The sequence below is a fragment of the Leucobacter sp. Psy1 genome, from assembly GCF_020096995.1.
Classification (GTDB): Bacteria; Actinomycetota; Actinomycetes; order Actinomycetales; family Microbacteriaceae; genus Leucobacter.
Map to the genome: position 1 here is coordinate 2,319,533 of NZ_CP083692.1, position 25,075 is coordinate 2,344,607.

Consider the following 25,075-nt stretch of genomic DNA (forward strand, 5'->3'; position numbering starts at 1 on the left):
GTCACGTCAGAACAAGTTCGATCCCTTGCTGCGCGGCGAACTCGGCCGCGCTGTCCGGGAGGCCCGCATCGGTGATGATCGCGCTGAAGGCCGACAGCTTGACCGCCCGATGCGACGCGACGCGACCGTACTTACTGCTGTCTGCTACCAGCACGCAACGACGGGAGTTCTCGACGACGGCTCGCTTGACGACCACCTTGGACTCGGCCGGCACCGAAAGTCCGCGCAGGTCGAAGGACGACGTCGACATGAAGGCGACGTCGATGTTGTAGTCGCCGAGTGAGGCTGCGGCGAAGGGCCCATCCGTCGCCATGTTGGCGAGGTCGACGTGACCACCGAGCGCGTGGACGCTGACGCGCCGGGTCGCGCGAAAAGCAGATGCCACCGCGAAGTCGGGCGTCACGATCGTCAAATCGTGATCCGCAAGATCTCGAGCGATGAGTTCGGCGATCAGGAGGGTGGTCGTTCCGGCGTCCAGGTACACCACATCGCTCGGAGCGATGCGTGAGACCGCGACGGCCGCGATGGCGCGCTTCTCGTCCTGGCGGATGCGCAACTTTGCTTCGTGGCTCGCGTCGACGGCGATCCTCGCGGGCACCGCAACACCGCCTGCCACCGAGATGAGGCGACCGTCCTGCGTTGCACGTATGAGGCGCGAGAGGTCGCCGTCGGTAATCTGCGCGTGATACAGATCGAGCTGAAGCTCCACGTTCGGGCGGCTGATCTCGACGAGGAGCTCCCTCGCCTGCGCGACGCTCCCCAGGAAGTATCCCGGCATGTCGTAGGGGTTGATCGCCTCGATGAGAATCGTTCGGTTCTCACGCGCTGCCATGTCTGCCGCGCGCCGGATGCGAGACACGTAGAGCTCACGTGTCTCGTCGGACGCGCGGTCCTCCGGTACGCCGGCCATGACGTGGATCAGCGTGTTCCCGAGCTCCTTCGCATACGCCAAAGCGAGGTCGATGCCCCGGTCGAATTCGTCATCGCGACCGGCGAGGGATGCGATCCCTCTCTCTCCGGCCCCCCAATCACCCGGTGGAGCGTTGAACAGCACCTGGGTCAGCTCATTCGCGCGGAGCCGCTCAGCGATCTCCGACGCTGGAACATCGTAAGGGAAGAGGTACTCGACCCCCCGAAAACCGGCCGCGGCCGCGGCGTCGAATCGGTCGAGGAAGGGGAGCTCAGTGAAGAGCATGCTGAGGTTGGCGGCGAAGCGCGGCATCGGGTTCTCCAGGGATCGGGCGGGATCGGATGAGCTCTGGGGCCTCAGGCCGCCGGGGCGGGAAGGTCTTGCGCCGCGAAGAAGAAATCGGGACCACCGAAGTTGCCCGACTTCAACGCCAGCTGCAGGTCTGTGCCGAGCGCACGAGTCCAGGGCACGCCAGGCGCGATGGACGGACCGATGTCGAACCCGCGGACGCCGAGCGCCCGCGTGACGGCACCGGAGGTCTCACCCCCAGCGACGATGAAACGACGGAAGCCGTGCTCCGCCAGCTCGGTGGCGAGCCGCCCGAGGAAGACTTCGATGGCCCCCGAGAGCCGCTCCGCTCCGTACGCCTGCTGGGCAGCCAAGACGCGCTTGGGCGCATCGGTCGCGTAGACGATCGGTGCGCTGGCTCCGGTCGAGGATGTCTGGATCCAGTCCAGGAGTTCGGAGCGATAGGCTTCGGCGTCCTCGAGCACGCGCTCCAGATCCAACGAGTGGTGCGGTGCCTCTGCTGCGTAGCGCGCGACCTGTTCGTTCGTCGCGTGCGAGGACGATCCGGAGAGCACGATCGCGGGAGCCTCGGTGGCCGTCCACTCGTCGACGGGATCGGAGTCATCGGAGCGCTCCGTGTGATGCGCGGCGATGGCCCCTCCAATGCCCGAGCCCCCTGTGATGAGCGGCAAATCGGCGACGGCGCCGGCGATGGCGTCGAGGTGCGACTCGGTCATCGCGTCAACCACGACGTAGCTGAAGCCGGCCTTCCGGGCCTCATCGAGAGCCTCGCGGATTGCATCACCGCCGCGTTCGACCATGTCAAAGGGGACGTTGGTCGCTCGGCCGCGGCTCTGACCTTCCATGAGACGGACGAGATTGGAGTCGCTCATCGGGGTGACGGGATGGTTCCGCATGCTTGACTCGGCGAGCGGTTCACCGTGCACGAAGAGGTTCGCACGATAGACCGTGCGCCCGTTGACGGGGAGCGACGGGACGACGACGGTGAAGTCCTGCTCGAGCGCCTCGAGCAACGCGTCGGTGACCGGGCCGATGTTTCCGGCGGGCGTGCTGTCGAACGTCGAGCAGTACTTGAATATGATCTGGTCCGCTCCCCATCGCTGGAGCGTTTCGAGGGCGGCCAAGCTCTGGGCGACCGCCTCGGCAGCGGGAATCGAACGCGTCTTGAGTCCTATCACGACCGCACCAGTGTCCTCAGCTACCTCCGAAGCGGCATCGAGGTCGGTCAGGAGCGCCGTAGAAACTCCACCCGCCACCAAGAACCCGGCGATATCCGTCGCGCCGGTGAAATCATCGGCGATCACTCCGATCTTGAGCCCCATTGCTACTCCCCGGCGAGAAATCCGCCACTGTTAAAACTTGTGAACTGGCTTCACAAAAAGTATCACACTGGAAGCAACTGCACCACTCGTAGCTGAGGGGTACCACTCGACGGAAGCGGGTTGCACTCGAGGTGCTAGGCGATGATGGCCGGACTTGCATGGGCGCCGAGTGCCGAGAATCCTCAAGCCGTCGAGCCGCGTTCATGCTCAGCTACTCCCCCGCCAGTTCCACTCCGTGCCTGCGAGTCTCGTGCGTGAGCAGGATCGCGATCGGTGTGCCACCCGCACGAGGATGGATCACGCGCGCCAAGGCCATGGCTGCCATCGCAACGCCTACCGAGATACCCAAGCTCCACCACCTGGTCGGAAACACTGTGTGAGCAAGGAGCCCGCACAGCGCCGCGATGGAGTGGCCCCCGACAACGCTGAGCGGCCTCGATAGCGGGGCGTCCGGCAGGAGGAAGACGAGCACGCACGATGATCCGAACGCCGCTATCAGAATCAGCGTCCGCGCGAGGTCGCTGACCATTCGGAGCAGGACAAGCGTCTGATCCCTATCTCCATCACTGGCGTCACGCTCGAGCGACAGCTGGGCGCCGTGCGGCTCGGAGGTGGCGACCCGGTGGCGGCCCTTCGCACGGGGAGGGCGTCGTCATGACCCACTACCTCGACGCCGGCTCCTCTTCCTGCTCAAGGTTCTCGTCGGGGTCGACGGAAGAATCGTCCGTCTCTGTTTCTCGCTCAGCTTCCTGCGCCTGCTCGTTCGCGAGAGCTTCAGCCTCTCGTTCGTCGCGCTTCTCTCGCCGAGACATCAGAAAGTCCCTACCCCCGTCGATCTCCCTCGTGGCGGCGCTCGTCCTGAGATCCTTCGTCCAGGCTGTCACCCGTTCGGTCGAAGTTCTCATCACGTCGCTCCTCGCGACGCCGCTCCTGCTCGGCGCGTGCTTCGCGCAGTTCATCGTTCTTGTCGTGATGTCCCATGCGGGTTCCTTTCAGCGGTGGTGTCGGCGCGACTCTTGCGAATCGTCACGTTCAGGTTCTTCATCAGCGGCTGGTCGCTCTGCTCCGAGTAGTCGGCCCACCCGATGAGCACGTTCATCTCTGGCATATAGCCGGCCGCTGACCCCGCGGGCAGGTCGTACTGCAGGGCCCGATATCGCTGCAGCTCACGCACCGTACCGTCCTTCGACGTGGAGGTGATGTCGACGAGGTCCCCATGCGCGATGCCTCGCGCGCGCATGTCGTCCCGGTGCATGAAGACGAGCGTCCGCAGATTCCGGATCCCCCGATACCGATCGTCGTCGGTGTAGATGGTGGTGTTCCACTGGTCGTGCGACCGCATGGTTTGCAGGATCAACGTGTCCGGATTGTCTGGCACGACCTGCGGCAGTTCGGCCAGGGAGAACTCGGCGCGCCCCGTCGGCGTGAGGAACTCTCGTTCACGCGCGGGTTGCGGGATCCGGAATCCGTTGGTCTGCCGCACGACCTCGTTGAATCGATCGAATCCGGCGAGACCCCGCGACATCACCTCTCGAATCCGGTCGTAGGCACCCACGTACCACTGCCACGGGGTCTGCGAATCGGGCAACGTGGCGCGCGCCATCCCTGCGATGATCGCGGGTTCGGAGCGCAGGTGCGGCGAAGCAGGGCGCCGGTGGCCGCGAGACAGATGGACCATGCTCATGGCGTCCTCGACCGAGGTCTCCTGCACGCCGGTATCCTGCTCATCGCGCTCGGTGCGTCCGATGCAGGGGAGGATCAGTGCGCGCTCACCGTGCACCAAGTGACTTCGATTGAGTTTTGTCGAGACCTGCACAGTGAGTGCGCACTTTCGCATCGCCTGCTCCGTGTACGCCGTATCCGGCGCGGCCCGAACGAAGTTGCCGCCCATCCCGACGAAAACCTTGACTTGCCCCTCGTCCATGGCTTTGATCGTGCCGACGGTGTCGAGTCCGTGCTCCCGCGGTGAGGTGATTCCCGTCGCCTGATCCATGCGTGAGAGAAAATCCTCGTCCGGACGGTGGTCGATGCCGCACGTACGATTGCCCTGCACGTTGCTGTGCCCGCGTACGGGCGAGGGACCGGCGCCGGTGCGCCCCACATTGCCGCGAAGCAGCAGCAGATTGACGATCTCGCGGACGGTATCGACCCCGTGCTCGTGCTGCGATACCCCCAGGCACCAGCTGATGACCGTTCGTTCCGCACCCAGGTAGATCTCTGCGGCTTCGCCGATCTGCTGCCTCGAGAGGCCGGCATCTCGCTCGAGGTCGCCCCAGTTGGTCCGCTCGACGAGGGCGCGATACTCGGCGAAACCGCTGGTGTGCTGTTCGAGGAACGATGCGTCGATCGCCGTTGGGTCGGACTCGGCTCGCTCGAGCACGATCTTCGCCATTCCTCGGATCAGGGCCAAGTCTCCGCCGGGCCGCACCTGCAGATCGAGATTCGATGTCTTCGTAGCCTTGAACAGTGCCATGTCGACGAACTCGTGCGGCACGATCGTCGAACGCGAAGCGGCTTCGACGAGCGGGTTCACATGGACGATTTTCGCGCCCCGTCGGTAGGCCTCGGCAAGCGAGGTCAACATGCGAGGAGCGTTCGAGGCGGCGTTCACTCCCATGATGAAGAGCGCGTCGGATTTCTCCCAGTCGACCAGGTCCGCGGTGCCCTTCCCGGTGCCGAGCGATGCTTTCAGCGCACGCCCCGATGCTTCATGGCACATGTTGGAGCAGTCGGGGAGGTTGTTCGTACCGAACTCGCGCGCCCAGAGCTGATAGAGGAAGGTCGGCTCGTTCCCTAGCCTGCCTGAGGTGTAGAACGCCGCCTCATTTGGCGAGTCGAGGTCTCGGAGCGTTGCGCCGACCAGAGCGAAAGCGTCCTCCCAGGAGATCGGGACGTACGTGTCGGTCTCCGGATCATAGGTCATCGGCTCGGTGAGTCGCCCCTGATCCTCGAGTGCGAAATCGGTCCAGGTCTTGAGCTCGGAGACCGTGTGGCGGGCGAAGAACTCCGCATCGACCCGCTTTCGCGTCATCTCCCACGTCACGTGCTTGACGCCGTTCTCGCAGATATCGAGTTTCAATCCGTGCAGGTCATCCGGCCAAGCGCATCCTGGGCAGTCGAAACCTGTGCGCTCCTGATTCATCTTCAGCATCGCCGCAGAACCGGCGATCGGTTCCTTCTCACGGATCAGCACCTCACCGACTGACAGCGCCGCGCCCCAGCCTGCAGCTGGATGGTCGTAGTCGCGCTGACTCGAGCGCCCGTCCACGCGCGGACCGTAGCCTCCGGCGCCCTGTTCACCACGCGCGTTCACAATCGGCAGTTGCTCTGGCACCGCCGAACCCCGCTCCTCCGGCGGTCGCTCGATGCTCTCAGCCGCGTGGTGCGTCGGGTCAGGATCCGCGCTGCCATGGTCCTCACGCTCATGGCGACCCTGGAGCCCGTTGTCCCCGTCCTGCTGTGTCATGAGCGCTCCCCCCACCCCACGGTCAGTAGGTCCCAGGCTACGTCCCGCAGACGCATTTGGGTAGCGGATGACGGCGCGTCACCCGCCGAGGCCGAACACACCGGCCACCAGGTTCACGGAAGCACCCAGGATGACCAGGCCGAAGATGAACGCTGTGAGTCCGTGTCTCAGCACGATCGCCCTGAACTCGCGATTCCCGACCGCCACGTCCGTGGTCCCGTAGGTCATGCCGACGGCATAACTGAAGTAGACGAAGTCGGAGTACCGAGGCGGGTCGCTCTGGTTGAAGTCGAGGCCGCCGACGGGTTCCCGATAGTAGAGGGAGGCATAGTGCAGCGAATATGTCTGCTGCACGCACGCCCACGCACCGAAGACGCCGATCAGCGTGAACACAGCAGCAAGGACCCCGGCTTCGGCACCGTTGACCAGCTGCAGAGCGATCACCGATACGATCGCCAGACTCGAGGCGACGACGACGAGCAGTTCGTCGGCGACCGGGTTGAAGTCCTCGCGCCTGGCGTTCTCGGCGGTAGCGCGTTCGTCGAGTGTCCACAGGAGCCCCCAGGTGGCAGCAACGAAGCACACCTCTGCCACGGTGATCCCTATCGTCACTCCGAGATGCACTTCCCCGAGCATCCACACTCCGAACCCTGCCGCGAGGCCCACGCAGGCGCTGAGGACCAACCTCAGTCGCGTGGATCTGCGGAGTGCGTTCATCGTTCGTGCCTCGATTCTCGAAGTCGTTCCCTGCCGGGGTGCGGTGGCGAAGAGCCTATACGCTGCAGGGCGATCACTTCTGACCGGATAGCGTCCTGGCACGGAGCCGCGGCACTGCGGTGCCGGCGTCACCCATAATGGAGTGCGTGACTGCCGCACCCGTTCCCCGTGTCCAGGCGAACGAGGTCGGCGCAGGGTTCGTCACGACCGCCGTCGGGTTCACCGCCTCATTCGCCGTGGTGCTGACGGGACTGCAGGCGGTTGGAGCATCGTCCGCCCAGGCCGCCTCCGGCCTCGGCGCGCTCTGCCTCGTCGTCGGGCTCGGCGGCCTCGTCCTGTCCCTGAAGTATCGGGTACCGGTCACGCTCGCGTGGTCGACTCCCGGCGCTGCGGTACTGGCGGGGTCCGGTGGACTGCCAGGCGGGTTCTCCGACGCGGTCGGGGCGTTCGTCGTGTGCGGTGTTCTCTTCCTCGTGACCGGGCTCTGGCCGCAGCTCGGGCGCCTCATGACACGGATCCCCGCCGGCATCGCGCAGGCGATGCTCGCCGGAGTGCTGGTCCCGCTGTGTCTCGTACCGGTCCAGGCGGCTGTGGCGAGTCCAGCGGTCGTGCTGCCCGTGGCACTGGTCTGGCTGATCGGCATGCGGTTCTGGCCCAGGTGGGCGGTTCCGATCGCGTTCGGCGCGGCGCTCGTCATCATTGCGATCGCTTTCGCGATCGGCGCGGCAGATGTGGCAGCCGTGCGCTGGGCGCCCGCGCTCGAGTTCGTGCTCCCCACGTTCACCTGGCAGGCGATGCTCGGCCTCGCGCTGCCGCTCTACATCGTCACGATGGCGTCGCAGAACGTCTCGGGCGCCGCGGTGCTCCAGTCGTTCGGCTACACCGCCCCGTGGCGTCCATCACTCATCACGACCGGACTCGGCACGTCGGCAGCGGCATTCTTCGGCGGGCACGCCATCAACCTTGCTGCCATCAGCGCCGCGCTCGCCGCCGGCAACGAAACCGGGGTTCCGTTCGGACGTCGGTGGCGCAGCGCAGCGTGGGCCGGCAGTTTCTACCTGCCCCTCGCCATCGGGGCAGCGGCCGTGTCGACCATCGCGCTCGCCGCGCCAGGAGGCCTCATCCCGGCGGTTGCCGGGCTCGCCCTCATCGGTACCCTCGCCTCGTCCGTGCAGAGCGCGTGGGCAGACGCCGAGGATCGCCTGGCATGCGCGCTCACGCTGCTCGTGGCCGCATCCGGGATCACGGTGTGGGGCATCGGCGCGGCGTTCTGGGCGCTCCTCATCGGGCTGGCGACCCGGGCCGTGCTCCTCGGGTCAGCGTCGCGGCGCTGAGTCGCCCCGCTGATCGGGATCGCCGTCGGTGCCGATCGCCCGATCCGCAGCGTCCCGCGCACGGGTGATCTTCTCCTCGTGCTTCCCGCCCGTGACCGAGTTCGCGGCACCGGCCGCCTTGTCGAGGACGGAATCGCTGATCTGTTCGGCCCGCTCCGATTTCAGGTGTTCCTGCACCTTCGGGTCGTTGGCGAGTTTCTTGGCGGCGTTCACGATCTTGTCGAGTCCCATGACCATATGCTTCGTTGCGGCGGCCATCACTGTCAAGGGATTTCAGTGAACTCAGCGGTGAGCGTCAGGGACGCTGGAGCAGATCACTGTGAGCCGCGGGCCATCGAGACGTCGCTGTTCCCCCTAAGCTAGAAGACATCTGTTCGCAGAGCATTCGCTCGTCAACACGGTGAGGACACTGATGTCTCGCACGCTCAGCCTGGCAATGGTGCAGTACCCGGCAGAGGCCCGGCCCGACTCGTCCGACTTCGCGGACCGGATGCGGAGCTTCGCCGCGCGCTACCCGCAGGTCCGTATGTGGGTGTTCCCCGAGCTCCACCTGGACTCGGCCGAGCCCTGGCGCAATCCGGAAGAGCTCGCCCACCCGCTCGACGACGCCCGCTTCGCAGCACTCGGGGAGCTCGCCCGCGAACTGGGGGTGTGGCTCGTGCCCGGCAGCGTGTACGAGCGCGGCGGTGACGGACGCATCTACAACACGTCGCTGGTCTACTCCCCCGACGGTGAGCGCGTCTCGACGTATCGGAAGATCTTCCCCTGGCGCCCCGCAGAGGCGAGCACCCCTGGCAGCGCCTTCGAGGTGTTCGACATGCCGGGTTACGGCCGCGTCGGCATGTCGATCTGCTACGACGTCTGGTACCCCGAGCACACCCGCCACCTGGCGTGGATGGGCGCGGAACTCGTGCTGAATCTCGTACAGACCGGCACGAGCGATCGCGAACAGGAGCACACCATCGTCCGTGGCAACGCGATCATGAATCAGGTGTGGATCGCCTCCGTGAACTCGGCCGCGCCGACCGGGCGGGGCCGCTCGTTGCTCGTCGACCCGCAGGGCGTCGTGCGAGCCGCATGCCCGGAGTCCGGGCCAGAGGTGCTGACCGCGCTCGTCAACTTCGATGACGCGGCGGCGGCCAGGCAGTTCGGCACCGCCGCCGTATCCCGTCCCTGGTCGCAGTTCCGCAACGACGATGCGCCCATCCCGCTTCCGCTCTACGGTGGCCGCATCGACCCGGCGGTGTGGAACTACGAGGTTCCCGCGGCAGCGGCACTGAGCGTGCCGTCCGACACCTCCGCGATCCCGGTGGTCGCTGCCCTGGTTCCGGTCGACACGTCGGCGATCCCGGTCATTCCCTCGAGCTGACGCGACGCACCCGGCCGCGTCAGCGCGCGTATCGGCCCGACGCGAGCGCCCGCGCGCGCTGCTTCTCGGCCTCCGCTTCGCGATTCTTCGGAGGAGTCGTCGCCACCAGCGATGCGAGGAGGTGCTCGGTCGCGTGAGCAATCTCGGCGACTGCTCGGTCGAAGGCCGCGGTGTTCGCGCGGGACGGCTTCGATGTTCCCGCGATCTTGCGCACATACTGCAGCGCGGCCGCGTGCACCTCGTCGGACGTGGCTGTCGGCTCGAAGTTGTGAAGTGTGTGAATATTGCGGCACATACCGTCACCGTACGCCGAGCGACTCGCTTGCGCCACCCTGGAGCGCAGGGATTTGCGCCACTGCACGTGGCCGAATATAATTGGCATGGAACATCAGGGTGGGGTTGCCGAACACGCATCTGCGCCGCTCGGCTGAGCCGATCCGCATCGGGTCGGCAGAGTCTCGAGCGGAAGAGGACACCATGCCCCATCACTCATCGACCGCTGACTGGTGGCGCCAGGCCTGCGTCTATCAGATCTATCCGCGCTCATTCGCCGACGCCGACCGGAATGGTATCGGCGACCTTCGGGGGATCACCTCACGGATCGCTCATCTCCGCGCTCTCGGCGTCGATGCCGTATGCCTGAGCCCGCATTACCCCTCCGCGCGCACGGGCGACGGCTCCGACGCAGACGACCCCCGCGAGGTGGACCTGCGGCTCGGGACACTCGAGGATTTCGACAACATGGTCGCCCGCATGCATGCGGCAGACATCAAGCTGATGATCACGCTCCTCCCGGATCGCGCGGCGGATCTCGACTGGGGGGACTCCGAGGTGCGCGACGACTTCCAGAACACCATGCGATTCTGGTCCGACCGCGGCGTGGACGGCTTCCGCGTCGAGGGGACCCCCGCCTTCTGGGCGCGGGAGGACTTCCACGCCGTCATCGGCGAGTGGAGACGCACGCTCGGCGAGTACCCCGTTCCACGTCACGCGGTCACGGCGGTTCGCGCAGATGAGCGAGCGCCCACCGCCGCGCCACCCACCAGCACGGGCCAGGTCCTCACGCTCGACCTCTGCCGCGTACCGTTCGAGGCGCACGCGTTCAGCGTCGTGGTGCGGGATCAACTCGCCCGGGCGGCGGCATCCGACTCCGCACCCACGTGGGCACTGTCGCATCACACGACGGTCCGCCACGCGACCCGCTACGGCTTTCCGCAGCAGAGCCCACCTGGCCTTCGCAGTTCGCCGAATGGGCACCTGGACGCCGCGGAGCACTGGGTGGCCAGCCGCGGGCGCACGGCAGGACCGGATCACGCGATCGGACTCAGGAGGGCACGCGCCGCGACTCTGTTCATGCTGGCGCTACCAGGGAGCGCATCGCTATTTCAGGGCGAAGAGCTCGGACTGCACGAGGTTGCCGACATCGCCGACGACGAACGGCAGGATCCTCTGTTCTTCACCAGCGCCGGAACCCGTGTCGGACGGGACGGCTGCCGCGTCCCGCTCCCCTGGACCCTCGACGGCCCCTCATACGGTTTCGGCGGCCCCACCGACATCCTTCAGCCGGAGTGGTTCAAGTACCATGCCGCACTCGTGCAGGCGGCTGACCCGGACTCCACGCTCTCGCTCTACCGACGGGCCGTGGCACTGCGTCGCGAACTGCAGACCTCGGAGAGCCTGGAGTGGATCGACTGCAGCCACCCCGACGTCGTCGGGTTCCGGCGACCCGGTGGTTGGCTCACCGTCACCAACTTCGGATCGGCCGACGTGCGACTGCCCGCAGCGCTGGGAAGCGTCCACCTCCTCCTCAGCAGCGCACCGCGGCGAGCCCGAGGCGACACCGCCACACTCCGCGGGGAGACGACAGCCTGGTTCCGCGTCGTCTGAGAGGCGCAACGGCTGTGGGAGAATACTGCCGTGCCTCAGATCCCTCGCCTCGTCGCGTTCGACCTCGACGACACCCTCGCACCTTCCAAGTCCGCCGTCGACCCGCGTATGGTGTCAGCGCTCCTCGCTCTGCTCGACCGCACCACTGTCGCCGTCATCTCCGGGGGCAACTTCGAGCAGTTCACTGCACAGTTGGTCGGCAGCCTCGAGCGGTCCCCCGACGTGACCGAGGTGGCGCTCGAACGCCTCCACCTGCTCCCCACCTGCGGCACTCGCTACGAACGGCGCGAACGCGGCACGTGGCGCACGATCTACCAGGAGCACCTGACTCCCGCAGAACGGGACGCGGCCCTCATCGCACTGCGAGAGGAAGCAGAGCGACTCGGGCTCTGGGAGGCCGAGCCCTGGGGCGAGATCCTGGAGGATCGCGGCTCTCAGGTCACATTCTCCGCACTGGGCCAGACCGCCCCCGTCGAGGTGAAGCAGGTCTGGGATCCGGACGGCGCGAAGAAGAACGCCCTCCGCGCCGCTGTCGCGGCGAGACTCCCCGATCTCGAGGTGCGCAGCGGAGGCTCGACCTCAGTGGACATCACGAGGCGCGGCATCGACAAGGCATACGGCATGCGCAAGCTCGCCGAGCACACCGGCATCGATCTCGACGACATGCTCTTCATCGGCGACCGTCTCGATCCGGCGGGCAACGACTACCCGGTGAAGGCGATGGGCGTCGCCACGCACGCCGTCACCGGGTGGGAGGACACCGTCGCGTTCCTCGAAGAACTCACCTCCGAGGACTGACCCGGAGCCGCGCTCGCTTTCGCGGTCGAGATGCGCCGACATCGACCGCGAAAACTGATGCTACGCCTCGACGGCCCGACGCGACAGGCCGAGCACGTCGGCGGTTTCGGCGAGCGAAGCCGCTGCGGCGTCGCGGTCGTGGTTGAGGCCGGTTCCGTACGCCGGCACCCGCTCCACGATCTTCTCGCGCCACTCGTTCTCGAACTTCTCCGGGAAGCAGCGCTGCATGATGTCGAGCATCGCGTGCACCGCGGTCGACGCCCCGGGGGAAGCCCCGAGCAGTCCGGCGATGGAGCCGTCTGCGCCGGTGATGATCTCGGTGCCGAACTGCAGCACTCCGCCCTTCTCGGGGTCCTTCTTCATCACCTGGACGCGCTGGCCGGCCGAGATCATCGACCAGTCCTCCGTGCGCGCGGCAGGCATGTACTCCCGGAGTGTCTCCATCTGCTTCTCACGGCTCGCCAGGAGCTCCTTGAGGAGGTACTTCTCAAGCGAGAACTCGGTGAGGCCGACCTTGAGCATCGGCCCGAGGTTGTGCAGTCGGATCGATCCTGGCAGGTCCCACCAGGAGCCCTTCTTCAGGAAGTTCGGGCTGAACCCGGCATAGGGGCCGAACAGCAGGCTCTCCTGACCATCGACCACGCGGGTGTCGAGGTGCGGAACCGACATCGGGGGCGCGCCGACCGAGGCCTTGCCGTACACCTTGGCCTGATGCTGACGGACGACCTCGGGGTTGTCGCAGCGGAGGAACTTGCCACTGATCGGGAAGCCGCCGAACCCCTTGATCTCGGGGATCTTCGACGACTGGAGCAGCGAGAGCGCTCCGCCGCCCGCACCCACGAAGACGAATCGCGCGTTGATGCGTGTGCGACCGTAACCGTTGCGATTGCGGGCGAGGACATCCCAGGTACCGTCGGGCAGCCGGCGCAGACGACGGACCTCGGTCGACATCTCGACGTCGACGCCCTGCTCGCTGAGGTGGTCGATGAGCTGCACGCTCAACGCCCCGAAATCGACATCGGTACCGCTCTCCGAGCGAGTCGCGGCGAAGCGCTCGTCTTTCGCACGCCGGTCGATGAGCAGCGGGGCCCACTCGGCGATCTGCTCGGGGTCCTCGCTGAACTCGAGGTCGGAAAAGAGCGGCTCGTCACGGAGGAGCTCCCAGCGACGACGGAGATACGCAATGTTCTCCTCACCGCGGACGAACGTCATGTGCGGCGTCGCGTTGATGAAGGTTGACGGATCCTCGAGCACGCCGTCGCGGACCAGTGAGCTCCACCACTGCCGCGAGAGCTGGAACTGCTCGTTGATCTTCACGGCCTTGTCGACGTTCAGCGTCCCGTCGATGGCCTCGGGCATGTAGTTGAGCTCGCAGAGCGCCGCGTGCCCGGTGCCAGCGTTGTTCCAGCCGTTGCTGCTCTCGGTCGCGACGGCGCTGCGGGATTCGAGGATGGTCACGGACCAGTCCGGCTGGACCTGCTTGATCAGGGTGCCGAGTGTGGCGCTCATCACGCCACTGCCGATCAGGACGACATCTACCGTGTTATTACTCACAGGAACCAAGTCTACTCCTCGTGACTGGGCGCCGGTGACGCACCTCCGCAGAGCGAATCACGTGCGCTACGACCGCGGGAGCAGGCGATCCCGCGCCGCGACGACGGTCTTCACGGTGGCATCCATGAACTGGGCGTAGCCGAGACGTTTCGCCTCAGCGGCCCGCTGCTCGCCTCCGACGACAGCACGCACTTCCCCCGCGAGGCTGAGCTCGCCGACGGCGGCGAAGTCGCGCGGCAACGGCCGATCCCGAATCGACGAGAGCACCGCGAGGGCGATCGCGAGGTCCGCTCCAGGCTCGGTGAGGCGCACCCCACCGACCGTCGACACGTACACGTCGACGTCGTGCAGCTTCTCCCCCGTGTGCCGCTCGAGCACCGCGAGGATCATCGCGATCCGGGAGGAGTCGACCCCGCTCGTCACGCGTCGCGGATTCGGTGTCGAGCTCGTGGCGGTGAGCGCCTGCACCTCCACGGGCAGGGCGCGGCGCCCCTCGAGCGAGACCGTCGCGCACGTGCCGCTCACCGGCTCCTCAGTGCGACTCAGGAACAGTCCGCTCGGGTCGGGGACCTCCTCGATTCCACCGCTCGCCATCTGGAAGCAGCCGGTCTCATCCGTCGGCCCGTAGCGATTCTTCAGCGAGCGGAGAAAACGCAGTGCCGTCTGCCGGTCGCCCTCGAAGTGGCAGACGACGTCGACGAGATGCTCGAGCAACCGGGGCCCTGCCACCGTGCCGTCTTTCGTGACGTGGCCGACGATGATCACCGGGATACCGCTTTCCTTCGCGACCCGGATCAGCGCTGCCGCGACCTCCCGCACCTGCGCGGGGCCGCCGGCACCACCCTCGACCTGAGCACTCGCGAGCGTCTGCACCGAGTCGACCACGATGAGGCCAGGGCGCACCTGTTCAATGTGCCCGAGTACCGTCGCGAGATCGGTCTCGCTGGCCAGGAAGAGCGTGTCGTGGAGGGCTCCGGTGCGCTCGGCGCGCAGACGGATCTGCCCCGTCGACTCCTCCCCGCTCGCGTAGAGCACACGGGCGCCTGAGGCCGCCACGCGCGCTGCGGCGTCTAGCAGCAGAGTCGACTTGCCGACTCCTGGCTCGCCCGAAAACAGGATTGCCGCGCCGGGCACGACTCCTCCCCCGAGCACCCGATCGAGCTCACCGATGCCCGTGGGCATGTGGGCCACCCGATCGCCGCTGACGCGCGTGATCGGCTGCGCCTCGCGGCCCGAAGCCGGAACGGTCGCGGCGACGGTGCGGGCGAGCTTCGCCCCCTCTGGCGCCTTCTCCTGCAGCGTGCCCCACTGCTGGCAGCCGCCGCAGCGACCGACCCACTTGCTCGTCTGCCACCCGCACTCGGAGCAGACGTACCCGCTTCTGGTTTTCGCCATGCGGCGAGCCTAGCGGTCACCTCCGACACCCACGGTCTCGCGTTCGACTTCCGCTTCGGACTCCCCGGTCTGCGGCCGAGCCGTGGCGCGCCACCGCGTCTTGATCTGCTCGCCGAGCTCGTGCCAACTCCGGTCGCGGATGAAGATCGAGTCGATCGCGATCATCGTGAGCGAGAACCAGGGCAGCCCCATCAGCACACCGATGGCGATGTGGAAGCTGAGGATACCGAACAGTCCGGCGAGGCGCGTCGGACGCGAGAGGAGCATGAACAGGAAGGCGATCTGCAGCAGCACGGACCCCCAGGTCGCGATCGCGACCATCGGGCCCCAGGCCGTGACCAGGTCGCTGAGGATCGGCCAGGTGCCGAACCGCGCCGTCTGCAGGGGGTTGTACACCGCGTATCCCTCTGCCCACGGTGCGCCCTGCGCCTTGTACAGCCCGCCTGAGGCGTACACGAACGCCACCTGAGCGGTGAGCGCGACGAGTGCGAGATTGTGCAGGACGGTCCCGATCTGGTTGCCCGAGCTTCCCTCGGGGAACCACTCGCGCTTCGCGCGCCGCCTGGCGTCGAGCGACCAGCGCGCCGCGGGATCCGCGAAGAAGAGCAGGATCAGCGCGATCCTGAACATATTGTCACCCTGATCGCCGACCATGTCGTTCATCTCGATGAAGCTGACCCACATCACGAAGAACACGGGCAGCACGATCCGGAACCGCCAGCCCAGCGCGAACAGGATGGCGATGACCATCAGCAGAACGTACAGGATCGTGAACGCGACGTCGTTCGCCGCGACGCGATGGAACGCGCTGAAGAGCCAGATCTGCGGGAAGTCGCTGAGCGGAGCGCGCATCTCCCCGTTCCAGGCGGAGCCCGAGCCGAACGTGTACAGGCGGGTGCTGAAGTTGGTGAGCAACAGTCCGAGCGCTGTCAGACCGAAGATGATGCGGGTCACCGCGAGGCCGTACAGCGACTTCTTGCCGCTGAACAGCCAGCGTTCAAGCGCCTCGATCGCGCGGCCGAGACCGTTCATCGCGGCCATCCAGGTGCCCGCGATGAGGCTTCCGATGAATGCGCCGAATCTGGCGACCGGAGTGGTGGGCTGGTCGCTCATTCTGCATTCCTCTCGTACTGCTTGCGGAAGGTCGCGGCGAAGTTGCCGTCGTCCTGGCCCTCCTCGATCACGGGGCCTCGCCATCCTGGCAGGATCACCGTCGGTTCCGGCCGTTCAGCATTGTCGTTGTGTCGCTGCGCGAAAGGAACCACGTTCTGACGGCTCACGCGGTACTGGACCTCCTCGACCTCCTCGCCCCAGATCGCACGCGCCACCTGGGTGGCGTAGGCGGTGGATCGGCGCTCCTCAGCGACGAGTTGCTCGATCTCTGCGGTGTTCGGCTGTGCCTGCTCACCCTCTTCGGAGTCCTGTTGCGCGGATTCTGCCTGGTTCTCGAGCGCGGCTTCGAGTCCGACCAGCCAGTCATCGACGGCGAAGTTCCCTCCGACGGTCGTGCGCTGCACCTGCTCGAGCTTGTCGTAGGCGTTCTTGTAGCTCGACGCGACCTCGCTGGACTGGAGGCCTGCACGAGGCGGGGTGAGGTTGTACTGGATCATCGAGAGCTCGACATCGGTGGCACTCACCCACCCCGTCTCCCGAAGTTCACCGTCATCGCCCGGCACCTTTGCGCGGACGTTGAAGTGGAAGTCACCGTTGATGGGCTCGGGAGCGAACACGCTCCACGACTGCCCGAACATCGGAATCATGTATGAACTCAGGGCGTTGCCTGGCACCACCTCGCGCAGCGGCGACGGCGGGGCGATCCACAGGAACGAGGCGAAGATGTGCCAGGCGGTCGCGAGCACGGCCACGAAGGCGACCAGGCGCACCCAGACTTTCGGTTTCTGAGTGCGTGAGGGGGACGACTCTGAGCCCACTGCTCTCCCTTATGTTCGATCTGCCAAGTGTGTCGGTCGGACGCCCGTGGACGCCCGAAACGCCCGGCGGGGCGGAGCCGTGAATCACGACCCCGCCCGCACCGGGCGCAGGGAGCGGTTACTGCGTCTGACGACTACGGTACCGCTGGAGGACCACGACACCAGCACCGAGGAGCAGCAGCAGTGCAGCAGCCGTTCCCATCAGCGCCATGTTCGCAGCACCCGTGTTCGACAGGTCACCCTTCGCGGCGGCCGAACCCGAGGCAGCCTTATCCGCGGCAGCGTTCGCCGAGGCCGACGTGTTGTCGTCCGCAGCAGCACCGGCAGCAGCCGAGGCATCAGCGTCGACGTTCGCCGACGAGTCAGCCGAAGCAGCAGCCGAAGCGTCTGCGTCCGCCTGCGAGGCAGCGGCGGCAGCAGCCGTCGCGTCCGCGGTCACATCGGCGGATGCCGAGCTCGACGCCGAAGCCGAAGCGTTCGCCTCGGCGGCGGCCTCGGAGGAGGCAGACGCGGCTGCTTCGGATGCCGCATTCGCATCCGCGGTCGCTGCAGCGGAAGCCTCAGCGTTCGATGCCGAGTCAGCCGTCGAATCGGCGCTGGCCTGCGAAGCTGCGGAAGCCGCAGCGTTCGACTCGGCCGAGGCGTCGGTCGACGCATCCTCGTTCGCAGCGGACTCCGCGGCAGCGTTTGCGTCCACGTCGGCAGCAGCCGAAGCGGTCGTATTCGCGTCCTCGTCGGCAGCGGCCTGAGCTGCAGCCTGTGCCGAAGCGTTCGAATTGTCGTCCGCGTCAGCCGAAGCCGAAGCCGAAGCCGAAGCGTTGACGTTCGCGTCCGCGTCCACATCTGCGTCGGCAGTTGCCGTCGCCGTGGCGTCGGCAGCCGGGTCAGCGGCAGCGTCTGCGCTTACGTCCGCACTCGCGGTGCTCGATGCGGTGGCCGATGAATCGACCTCAGCAGCGGCCTCCGAAGCAGCCTGAGCTGCCGAGGAGGAATCCGCGGTCGCGGTCGCGTCCGTTGCAGCCGAAGCTTCAGCGTTGGCAGCGGCAGTAGCGGTCGAGTCGGCGCTGGCCTGCGAGGCGGCCTGAGCGGCAGCATTCGCATCCGGTGCGGCGTCGGCCGAAGCCGTCGTCGACGCATCCTCGTTCGCAGCAGCCGAAGCCGCAGCCGTCGCATCCGCATCCGCGGTAGCCGAAGCCGTCGTGGTCGCGTCAGCCTGAGCAGCAACCTCTGCCGCAGCCTGAGCCGCGGGGTTCGAGTTGTTGTCCGCGTCAGCCGAAGCCGCAGCCGAAGCCGAAGCGTTCGTGTTCACCGCAGCACCCGGATCCGCAGTCGCATCAGCGGTTGCGGTGGTCTCGGCAGCCGGGTCGGCAGCAGCGTCAGCGTCTACGTCAGCAGCAGCCGTGCTCGATGCGGTGGCCGATGAATCGACCTCAGCAGCGGCCTCCGAAGCAGCCTGAGCTGCCGAGGAGGAATCCGCGGTCGCGGTCGCGTCCGTTGCAGCCGAAGCTTCAGCGTTGGCAGCGGCAGTAGCGGTCGAGTCGGCGCTGGCCTGCGAGGCGGCCTGAGCGGCAGCATTCGCATCCGGTGCGGCGTCGGCCGAAGCCGTCGTCGACGCATCCTCGTTCGCAGCAGCCGAAGCCGCAGCCGTTGCATCCGCATCCGCGGTAGCCGAAGCCGTCGTGGTCGCGTCAGCCTGAGCAGCAACCTCTGCCGCAGCCTGGGCCGCGGGGTTCGAGTTGTTGTCCGCGTCAGCCGAAGCCGCAGCCGAAGCCGAAGCGTTCGTGTTCACCGCAGCACCCGGATCCGCGTCTGCATCAGCATCAGCGTCCGGATCGGCAGCTGCCTCCACCTCGGTCGAAGCGGTAGCGGTTCGCTCACTCGTCTGTCCCGTGGCCACGAAGTCCGCGGCGCCCGGAGCATAATCCGCGGGAACATCCCACGTCGTCTCGATGTTGCCGTCCTCGTCCGCGACGACCGTGGTAATCGACCCGTCCGGGAGGGTGATCTCGACGTCCTCGCCCGGCTCGAAGCCCGTGCCGGTCAGGGTGACGACGCCGCCCTGCTCGACCGGGTTTGGCGTTGCGGTCAGCGTTGCTGGCAGCTCGTCAAGAGCCTTCACGGTAGCGGAGCCCAACTGCAGCGTCGCGGCGTTCGTCGCCAGTCCGGGAAGGAGTTCGACGGCAAGCGCGCGCACCGTGAAGCTGTCGGCGCCGAAGTCGCCTGTGCCACCGGCGGCTACTGGCTGCTGGTTGATCGTCAGAGCCACCGTCTGCTCCAGAAGCGGTTCCAGCGCACCGACCAGCTGGCCGAGCGTCGCCTCGAGCGTCGTCTGCAAGATCGACTGAACGTTGCCAAGCACGTCGTCGGTGATCACCGTAACGAGCGGGCCTGCGACGTTGTTCACGATCGGAGCAAGGATCTGGCTGGAAATACCGTTGATGAGATCGCCCACCGGGATGATTCCCAAGAGATCCAACGTGGTAGAGATGTTGCTCGAATCGAGCGACTCACCATTCTGCGCAGCGAACTCCGCGAGGGTTCCCTGAATGTTGATCTCGGCATCGGCGAGTGTGGAGCATGCGATGAGCACACAGAGTTGACCGCCAGCGTTGATGTTCAGGTTCACTCCCACGTCCCAAATGCGCTCAGAGAGCAGCGTCTGGACCTTGCTGATGAGGGAGTTCTCGGAGTTGCCCACCAACGCTTCGGTCACACCGTTCGTGAGCGCGTTCACGACTTCCTCGGTGAGCACCGACGTGTTCGCAGGGAGCTGGCTGAGGTTCGTGATCTCCGGGTTGTCCTGCGCCTCGATGATGAGTTCCGCGAGGTTCACGTGGATCAGGCCGGTCGACAGGTCGACCACGACCGAACCGGAGGCGTTCGAGGTCTCCTCCTGCAGAATATCCTCGACTACACCGTTGACAAGGGTATCGACGCCCGTAAGCTCGAGGCCGCTGGCTTCGGGATCGGATTCCAGCTGAACGCCGGTCCCCAGAATGGTCAGGTCGATCGAGTCGACTACCTCGCTCACCTGCGTGACCGCCTCGTTGAGCAGTCCGCCCTCACCCACGAGCCCGTTGACGGGAGCGACGATGTCATTCACCGCTCCGGTCAGCACGCCGCTGAGGTCCCCAACGAGCGGGCTCTGTACGTCGAGCTGCAGGTCGGAGAGCATGTACTCGGATTCGACATCCTCGATGGTCACGCCGTTCTTCTCAGCGCGAGCGCCAACGGCGCCGACCTCGATCGATGCGTCGCTCAGAACCGTGTTCACGACCTCCTCGGAGAGGACCTGACGGAGCAGGTCGCTGAGGTTGAGGGAGGCCGGCTCGAAGCTCGCCGGGTCCTCGACGGGACTCAGATTCAGCGAGCCGTTCTCATTGATGAGGCCGGAGGACGAGAAGGAGTGCGTCTCAGTTGGCGACTCGCTGTGGCTGGAGATCGCCCCGAGCCCGCCCAGCGCGAGGAGTCCACCGTTCTCACCGTCTCCGATGAGCGGAATATCGATCTGACCGAGATCGACGTTGACCGTCTCAAGAAGCTCGAGATCGAGACCGTGGGTGTCGGTGACGGTGCCCGGATACTCGCTCAGCGAGCTCGCGCCGCCAATAAGGCCGAGACTGAGGCCCTCCAGCCAAAGGGCGTGACCGTGACCCGCGGAGTCCGCTGCGGTGGTCACGCTGTCGGCCTGGGCGACAGACGCGCCCATGCCGACAAGGGCGAAGGCCGTGGCCCCCGCCGTAATTCCCCCGAGCGCTCGTTTCCGCTTTCTGCGGAAACGCGCACGGGTATCTACTGAGTCTCCCAAAGGATCCCCTCCCCTTCACGAATGTGTACTTTCCGGCGTACCGGGCGCCGCTTCCCCTGTGCGACTGCAGCACGCAATACGACACACGCGACGAGGCCGAGCCTAAGAGGAACCTGGGAGAGTTCTCCAAGCACCTGCGAGACGCTGAGGAGGTCGGTGAGCAGCACTGATGTGGGTGCGGAGACTACTGAGATAAAAACATCTGATTACGGATTTCTTATCGCAAAATCCCTGAGATATGCGTCTTTCATTTGTGTATCGTGTCCAGAAACACTGAAACCCCCAGGTAATCTGCCTTTCAGGGGGAAATCGGTGCAAGACACCGACGTTGGTGGCGCCGAGTTCCCCGAATCGACGATGCGGAGAGCGGGGATCGGGTGGCCTTCAGACGAACTTTTCCTCGAGAGCAGCGGATCAGGGAGATCCTTCAGAACCTGGCCGACGGGCAGCATGTAGTCCTGATGGCCGGCAGCGGTATGGGGAAGACCCATGTACTGAATACGCTCGCCGAGCGTTGGAGCGCTGAGGGGCGACCCGCTGTGAAATTGAGCTGCCGAGGAGGCCGGGAGGCGTTCCGCGCGGCCGAGGAGGCGCCACTCAATGCTGCATTCTTCATCGACGACTTCGAATATGCAGCGCCCGAGATGATCTCGCTGCTGAGCAGTCGCTTCTCCGAGAGCGGCGTCAGCGTGTCCGCCGTGCAGAGCGGTCACCTATCGAACCGCCTCGAGACCTCGGTTGCGGAAGTCATGCAGGAGAAACCAGCGCTCCTGGACAATTGGGATAACTGGGCTCACGTGAGACTCGAGCCGATGACGGACAGTGAGATCGAACGTCTGGTGCACGAACGCAGCGCGCACATGGTCGACTCGGTGACGATGGGGATGATTCTGCAGCTGGCGCAGGGTCGACCCGGTTGGGCGGCCGACATCACCACGCTCGCCGAGCACGGACTCCTCATCGACGATGCGCGGCCCATGATCGATACCCGCAACATTCGGGACCTGCACTTGACCTCGCTGCGCGAATCTTCGGTCAGCATCGGGCCGCTCACCGAGGAAGTGGCGGCAGCCACGATCGTACTCTCGGAACTCGACCCGCTCGACCAGACACAAGCCGGTGATCTCACCCGCTCTCACGCCGTGCAAGAGATGCTCTCGCGCGGAATGATCGACTTAGACGAGCACACGCACCTCCTCAGCGTTCCTCCGTTTCTTGCTGCAGCCGTCCGCGCCCAAGCGACCCCCGAGGCCCTCGATCACGCCAGACAGCACGCCGCAGAGCATCTCCTTCTCCAGGAGGCCATGGGAATGCCCCTGAGTTCTGCGGACTCGCTCTTCTGCGCGCGATACGCCGCCCCAGAAAGGTTCGCAGGGATGCCCGGCCTGTCGGACGCGCTCCGCGAACTCCTGCGTCGCACCGCGGAGGAACTCGTCGCGTTCGGGCACGAGGGAAGCGCTCGAGCGCTGCTCATGCGAGCAGCCAGCATGGGGATGCAGCTGGAGGGCGCATTCGGCGCTCGAGCCATGACCATCATCGGCGGACCGAAGCACGGCCTCGCAAAGCTTCCCCCGACGACGGACGAGAACGACAGTGAAGCGCGTCCCGAACGATTGGCTTCTCTGTTCCTCCGCACGCTCCTCGAGGGGGAATCAGGGTTGGGTGCGGTACGGCGAGCGCTCTCCGGTGCGGATGAGTCCGCCGAAGACGCCACCGCTCTCCGGCTCTTCCGCCTGTGGAATGCGACCGGATCGATAGCGGACGACCTCGCGTTCATCCGCCAGGTGGCGCAGGACGATAGCGCCCCGGATCTTCAGCTCATCGCCGCCGCGCTCTTCAAGTTCGAACTCCTCTGGAACGGTCACCAGCCCGCGCCAGCCGACTACGCACGCTTTCTGACGCTGCTCGAACGCGCCGGATTCACCGACTCCCTCATCTCACGTGACCTCATCGACACCGCTGTGGTCAGCTACGCCATCACCCTGCTCCTCTCCGAGGACTACCGCTCCCGGGCTGGCGAACTCAGAGCGCTCGTGGAGAATCTGTCCAGCGCAGACCAACACCGTCGCTGGTTGACACATCTGCTCGCGACCGCGACGGCACTGACTTCAGGTCATGCGGAACGCTCGCTCCTCGAATGGAGCGGCTTTGGACAGCGGATCCCGCGGTTTCTTCCGCGTCGCCTCAGGGAACGCATTTCAGCGGTGACGCGGATGCTGGAGCAGGCCGTGTCATACGCGGGGAGCTCCCCGAAGGAGCGCAGGTGGACAGCGGCGACCGAGCGCAACAGCGGGCGAGATGCTCGGTGGAACCCGAGCCACCTCTTCTCCTATCTCCTCGGCCAGACAGAGCGTCTCCCCCAGCTCGAGACCGCTCCGGATGAGCACAAGCACCTCCGCATTCTCACGTTCATGTACGAGCACACCACCGCCTCCGCTCAGCAGAATCCTGCGGCTCTCCAACGTGTCGCGCAGAAGCTCGCCGAAGCCGACCTCAATGGTCCCGCGTTGACCGCGCTCCGCGAAACCCGCGAGATCCTCTTGAAACGACGAGCCTCGGGAGCCGTGACTCGGTGCGACCAGCAGATTGCCGAATTGCGACTGAAAATGCTTCGCAACGTGCCCTGGCTCTGCGATGACGACCTTCCGCAGACCACTGCGACGAGCCTCACCCCGCGAGAGATCGAAGCAGCTCGCCTCGCCGCACAGGGAATGTCGAACCTCGAGATCGCCAGGCACCTCGATTGCAGCATCCGCACCGTGGAGTCCCACCTCTCACAGGCGCGGGCGAAGCTCGGACTCGCGAGTCGTCAGGATCTCAGATTGCACCCGGGACTCGCGAGCTAGGCACGTCGAGCCCGAGCAGAGCGTTCTCTGCGACCTCCATGAGGGCCGGGTGGATCCAGTACTGGCCACGCGCGAACGTGTGAGCATCGATCCCGAAGCTCATCGCCGCGATGATCGGCTGCACGAGGTTCGATGCCTCCGGACCCATGACGTGGGCACCGAGCACTCGACCGTCGCGGCGGTCTGCGACCACCTTGAAGATGCTGCTGCCGTCCTCCATCGCCCACCCGTAGGCTGTGTCGCCGTAGCGCTGCGTCTTCGCGGTCACATGCTCAGCACCGAGAGCCTCGATCGCGGCTTCCTCGGTCAATCCGACCGTTGCGAGCTCCGGGTGCGTGAAGACGGCGAGCGGGATCGCCTCTCGCCGTGAGGCCACCAGGTCATCCGGGTGTTCGAGGTTGTGGGCGACGACACGGGCCTCGTGATTCGCGACGTGCTTCAGTTGCGCCGCGGAGCAGATGTCCCCGAGCGCGAACAGACCGGGCACCGCTTCTCCACCGGACAGGACCCGCTGGAACTCGTCCACGGCAATTCTGCCGTCATCGTGCAGATCGAGCCCGGCTGCAGCGGCATCGACGAGGTCGGAGTTCGGGCGTCTGCCCATCGCGACGAGCACGACATCGACCTCGAGCGCTTCACGGTCGACCGTGTTTCCCTCACCGTCGATGACGCTGATGTCTGCGAGCACGCGACCATGATCGCCCTCGCGCACACCCGCCAGCACGCGACCGAGCTGCACACTCCACTGCTGCGCAGCCTCCTTGGTGAACGCATCGGACACCTCGGCGTCGAGCGTGCGCATGAGCCGCTGACTGCGGTTGATCTGCACCACGTTCGACCCGAGCCCCGAGAAGATGCCGGCGAACTCGCAGGCGATAAAACCGCCGCCCACAACGAGTACCCGCCCCGGGAGGTCGTCGAGACGCATGACGGTGTCGGAGGTGTGCACCTGGGGCAGATCGATTCCGGGCACGTCCGGCAGCACTGCGCGCGACCCCGCCGCGATGACGAGCTGTTCCGCCTCCATATGGGTCCCGTCATCGGCCACGAATGACCGAGGGCCCGTGAGACGCACCCGCTGCTCGATGAGTTCGACGTTGTCGAGCCCGAGACGGTAGTCGCGCCCGCCAGAGGAGATCGGGTCGATCCTTCCGAAGATCCGGTCGCGCATCGCCGGCCAGTCGACCGACTCAGTATGCTGCGTCACATTCAGCCGCTCCGCCTCCTCGGGAGCGCGGGCGATCAGCGCGGGGCGGACGAACATCTTCGTCGGGATGCAGCCGACGTTCAAACAGGTCCCCCCGAAGACGCCCCGCTCAGCCATCACCACGCGACGATCGTCCCAGAACGGGGTGATGAGCGAGTTACCTGATCCGGAACCGATGATCGCGAGATCGGCAGAGAGCTGAGTCATACGCATATGTTATTC

Annotated in this window: 20 protein-coding genes; 5 read left to right on the top strand and 15 right to left on the bottom strand. The window is 66.1% G+C overall.

The genetic code is table 11. From position 1 onward, the window contains the following. Position 1: 1 nt before the first annotated feature. From K8P10_RS10985 to K8P10_RS11015, 7 genes are all read right to left on the bottom strand, one after another. Complete coding sequence (locus tag K8P10_RS10985) at positions 2-1,222, bottom strand: TIM barrel protein (protein ID WP_224778959.1); 1,221 nt, start codon at positions 1,220-1,222, stop codon at positions 2-4. Positions 1,223-1,266: 44 nt separating this feature from the next. Further along, positions 1,267-2,541, bottom strand: coding sequence for a 3-oxo-tetronate kinase (gene otnK / locus K8P10_RS10990; RefSeq protein ID WP_224778960.1), 1,275 nt, complete (start codon positions 2,539-2,541; stop codon positions 1,267-1,269). A gap of 211 nt (positions 2,542-2,752) precedes the next feature. After that, positions 2,753-3,070 carry an HPP family protein gene (locus K8P10_RS10995; RefSeq protein ID WP_224778961.1) on the bottom strand — a complete coding sequence of 106 codons (318 nt, stop codon included), beginning with the start codon at positions 3,068-3,070 and terminating at the stop codon, positions 2,753-2,755. A 133-nt stretch (positions 3,071-3,203) separates the two neighbouring features. Beyond that, on the bottom strand, positions 3,204-3,353 hold the full coding sequence (locus K8P10_RS11000; protein WP_224778962.1) for a hypothetical protein: 150 nt from the start codon (positions 3,351-3,353) through the stop codon (positions 3,204-3,206). Positions 3,354-3,363: 10 nt separating this feature from the next. After that, positions 3,364-3,522: a hypothetical protein gene (locus tag K8P10_RS11005; RefSeq protein ID WP_224778963.1), complete on the bottom strand. Its 159-nt coding sequence runs from the start codon at positions 3,520-3,522 to the stop codon at positions 3,364-3,366. Next, complete coding sequence (locus K8P10_RS11010) at positions 3,497-6,007, bottom strand: FdhF/YdeP family oxidoreductase (RefSeq protein WP_224778964.1); 2,511 nt, start codon at positions 6,005-6,007, stop codon at positions 3,497-3,499. Before K8P10_RS11010 ends, K8P10_RS11005 begins: the two co-directional genes overlap by 26 nt. Positions 6,008-6,085: 78 nt before the next feature. Beyond that, entirely contained in the window at positions 6,086-6,724 is a 639-nt protein-coding gene (locus tag K8P10_RS11015; protein WP_224778965.1) for a DUF1345 domain-containing protein, read from the bottom strand. Positions 6,725-6,861: 137 nt separating this feature from the next. Between K8P10_RS11015 and K8P10_RS11020 the strand changes: the two genes are divergently transcribed. Beyond that, positions 6,862-8,058, top strand: coding sequence for a benzoate/H(+) symporter BenE family transporter (locus tag K8P10_RS11020; RefSeq protein ID WP_370632010.1), 1,197 nt, complete (start codon positions 6,862-6,864; stop codon positions 8,056-8,058). Here K8P10_RS11020 and K8P10_RS11025 read toward each other — a convergent pair. After that, the gene (locus K8P10_RS11025) at positions 8,041-8,289 is read right to left on the bottom strand and encodes an antitoxin (protein ID WP_224778967.1); all 249 of its coding nucleotides are present in this window, start codon (positions 8,287-8,289) and stop codon (positions 8,041-8,043) included. The genes K8P10_RS11020 and K8P10_RS11025 overlap by 18 nt on opposite strands. A gap of 181 nt (positions 8,290-8,470) precedes the next feature. On the opposite strand from K8P10_RS11025, the gene K8P10_RS11030 reads away from it, so the two are divergent. After that, a complete protein-coding gene (locus tag K8P10_RS11030; protein ID WP_224778968.1) occupies positions 8,471-9,427 on the top strand; it encodes a carbon-nitrogen hydrolase family protein in 957 nt (318 codons plus the stop codon). 19 nt (positions 9,428-9,446) lie between these two features. Here K8P10_RS11030 and K8P10_RS11035 read toward each other — a convergent pair whose 3' ends face one another. Next, entirely contained in the window at positions 9,447-9,722 is a 276-nt protein-coding gene (locus K8P10_RS11035) for a DUF2277 domain-containing protein (RefSeq protein WP_224778969.1), read from the bottom strand. Positions 9,723-9,904: 182 nt separating this feature from the next. Between K8P10_RS11035 and K8P10_RS11040 the strand changes: the two genes are divergently transcribed. Next, positions 9,905-11,314: an alpha-amylase family glycosyl hydrolase gene (locus K8P10_RS11040; protein ID WP_224778970.1), complete on the top strand. Its 1,410-nt coding sequence runs from the start codon at positions 9,905-9,907 to the stop codon at positions 11,312-11,314. Positions 11,315-11,344: 30 nt separating this feature from the next. Continuing rightward, positions 11,345-12,112, top strand: a complete 768-nt coding sequence (locus tag K8P10_RS11045; RefSeq protein ID WP_224778971.1) for an HAD-IIB family hydrolase — start codon at positions 11,345-11,347, stop codon at positions 12,110-12,112. 60 nt (positions 12,113-12,172) lie between these two features. On the opposite strand, the gene K8P10_RS11050 is transcribed toward K8P10_RS11045, so the two are convergent. The 5 genes from K8P10_RS11050 to K8P10_RS11070 all read right to left on the bottom strand — a co-directional run bounded on the left by K8P10_RS11050 (position 12,173) and on the right by K8P10_RS11070 (position 20,671). Beyond that, positions 12,173-13,666: a malate:quinone oxidoreductase gene (locus K8P10_RS11050; protein ID WP_224778972.1), complete on the bottom strand. Its 1,494-nt coding sequence runs from the start codon at positions 13,664-13,666 to the stop codon at positions 12,173-12,175. A 66-nt stretch (positions 13,667-13,732) separates the two neighbouring features. Continuing rightward, entirely contained in the window at positions 13,733-15,061 is a 1,329-nt protein-coding gene (radA, locus tag K8P10_RS11055; protein ID WP_224778973.1) for a DNA repair protein RadA, read from the bottom strand. A 9-nt stretch (positions 15,062-15,070) separates the two neighbouring features. Further along, positions 15,071-16,174 (bottom strand): HTTM domain-containing protein, encoded by a 1,104-nt coding sequence (locus K8P10_RS11060; RefSeq protein WP_224778974.1) that lies wholly within the window; start codon positions 16,172-16,174, stop codon positions 15,071-15,073. Beyond that, complete coding sequence (locus tag K8P10_RS11065; protein ID WP_224778975.1) at positions 16,171-16,992, bottom strand: DUF5819 family protein; 822 nt, start codon at positions 16,990-16,992, stop codon at positions 16,171-16,173. Before K8P10_RS11065 ends, K8P10_RS11060 begins: the two co-directional genes overlap by 4 nt. A gap of 118 nt (positions 16,993-17,110) precedes the next feature. Beyond that, complete coding sequence (locus K8P10_RS11070; RefSeq protein ID WP_224778976.1) at positions 17,111-20,671, bottom strand: choice-of-anchor G family protein; 3,561 nt, start codon at positions 20,669-20,671, stop codon at positions 17,111-17,113. A 590-nt stretch (positions 20,672-21,261) separates the two neighbouring features. Between K8P10_RS11070 and K8P10_RS11075 the strand changes: the two genes are divergently transcribed. Next, a complete protein-coding gene (locus tag K8P10_RS11075; RefSeq protein WP_224778977.1) occupies positions 21,262-23,646 on the top strand; it encodes a helix-turn-helix transcriptional regulator in 2,385 nt (794 codons plus the stop codon). Here the strand turns inward: K8P10_RS11075 and K8P10_RS11080 are convergent. Next, complete coding sequence (locus tag K8P10_RS11080; RefSeq protein ID WP_224778978.1) at positions 23,618-25,060, bottom strand: mycothione reductase; 1,443 nt, start codon at positions 25,058-25,060, stop codon at positions 23,618-23,620. The two genes, K8P10_RS11075 and K8P10_RS11080, sit on opposite strands and share 29 nt — an antisense overlap. Positions 25,061-25,075 lie beyond the last annotated feature (15 nt).

What these genes read in the sequence shown, in the direction of transcription:
- radA (WP_224778973.1), bottom strand. Translation starts at nt 15,061, where the DNA reads ATGGCGAAAACCAGAAGCGGGTACGTCTGCTCCGAGTGCGGGTGGCAG.
- K8P10_RS11035 (WP_224778969.1), bottom strand. Translation starts at nt 9,722, where the DNA reads ATGTGCCGCAATATTCACACACTTCACAACTTCGAGCCGACAGCCACG.
- K8P10_RS11060 (WP_224778974.1), bottom strand. Translation starts at nt 16,174, where the DNA reads ATGAGCGACCAGCCCACCACTCCGGTCGCCAGATTCGGCGCATTCATC.
- K8P10_RS11040 (WP_224778970.1), top strand. Translation starts at nt 9,905, where the DNA reads ATGCCCCATCACTCATCGACCGCTGACTGGTGGCGCCAGGCCTGCGTC.
- K8P10_RS11020 (WP_370632010.1), top strand. Translation starts at nt 6,862, where the DNA reads ATGGAGTGCGTGACTGCCGCACCCGTTCCCCGTGTCCAGGCGAACGAG.
- K8P10_RS11010 (WP_224778964.1), bottom strand. Translation starts at nt 6,007, where the DNA reads ATGACACAGCAGGACGGGGACAACGGGCTCCAGGGTCGCCATGAGCGT.
- K8P10_RS10995 (WP_224778961.1), bottom strand. Translation starts at nt 3,070, where the DNA reads ATGGTCAGCGACCTCGCGCGGACGCTGATTCTGATAGCGGCGTTCGGA.
- K8P10_RS11030 (WP_224778968.1), top strand. Translation starts at nt 8,471, where the DNA reads ATGTCTCGCACGCTCAGCCTGGCAATGGTGCAGTACCCGGCAGAGGCC.
- otnK (WP_224778960.1), bottom strand. Translation starts at nt 2,541, where the DNA reads ATGGGGCTCAAGATCGGAGTGATCGCCGATGATTTCACCGGCGCGACG.
- K8P10_RS10985 (WP_224778959.1), bottom strand. Translation starts at nt 1,222, where the DNA reads ATGCCGCGCTTCGCCGCCAACCTCAGCATGCTCTTCACTGAGCTCCCC.
- K8P10_RS11025 (WP_224778967.1), bottom strand. Translation starts at nt 8,289, where the DNA reads ATGGGACTCGACAAGATCGTGAACGCCGCCAAGAAACTCGCCAACGAC.
- K8P10_RS11015 (WP_224778965.1), bottom strand. Translation starts at nt 6,724, where the DNA reads ATGAACGCACTCCGCAGATCCACGCGACTGAGGTTGGTCCTCAGCGCC.
- K8P10_RS11075 (WP_224778977.1), top strand. Translation starts at nt 21,262, where the DNA reads ATGGCCGGCAGCGGTATGGGGAAGACCCATGTACTGAATACGCTCGCC.
- K8P10_RS11005 (WP_224778963.1), bottom strand. Translation starts at nt 3,522, where the DNA reads ATGGGACATCACGACAAGAACGATGAACTGCGCGAAGCACGCGCCGAG.
- K8P10_RS11080 (WP_224778978.1), bottom strand. Translation starts at nt 25,060, where the DNA reads ATGACTCAGCTCTCTGCCGATCTCGCGATCATCGGTTCCGGATCAGGT.
- K8P10_RS11000 (WP_224778962.1), bottom strand. Translation starts at nt 3,353, where the DNA reads ATGTCTCGGCGAGAGAAGCGCGACGAACGAGAGGCTGAAGCTCTCGCG.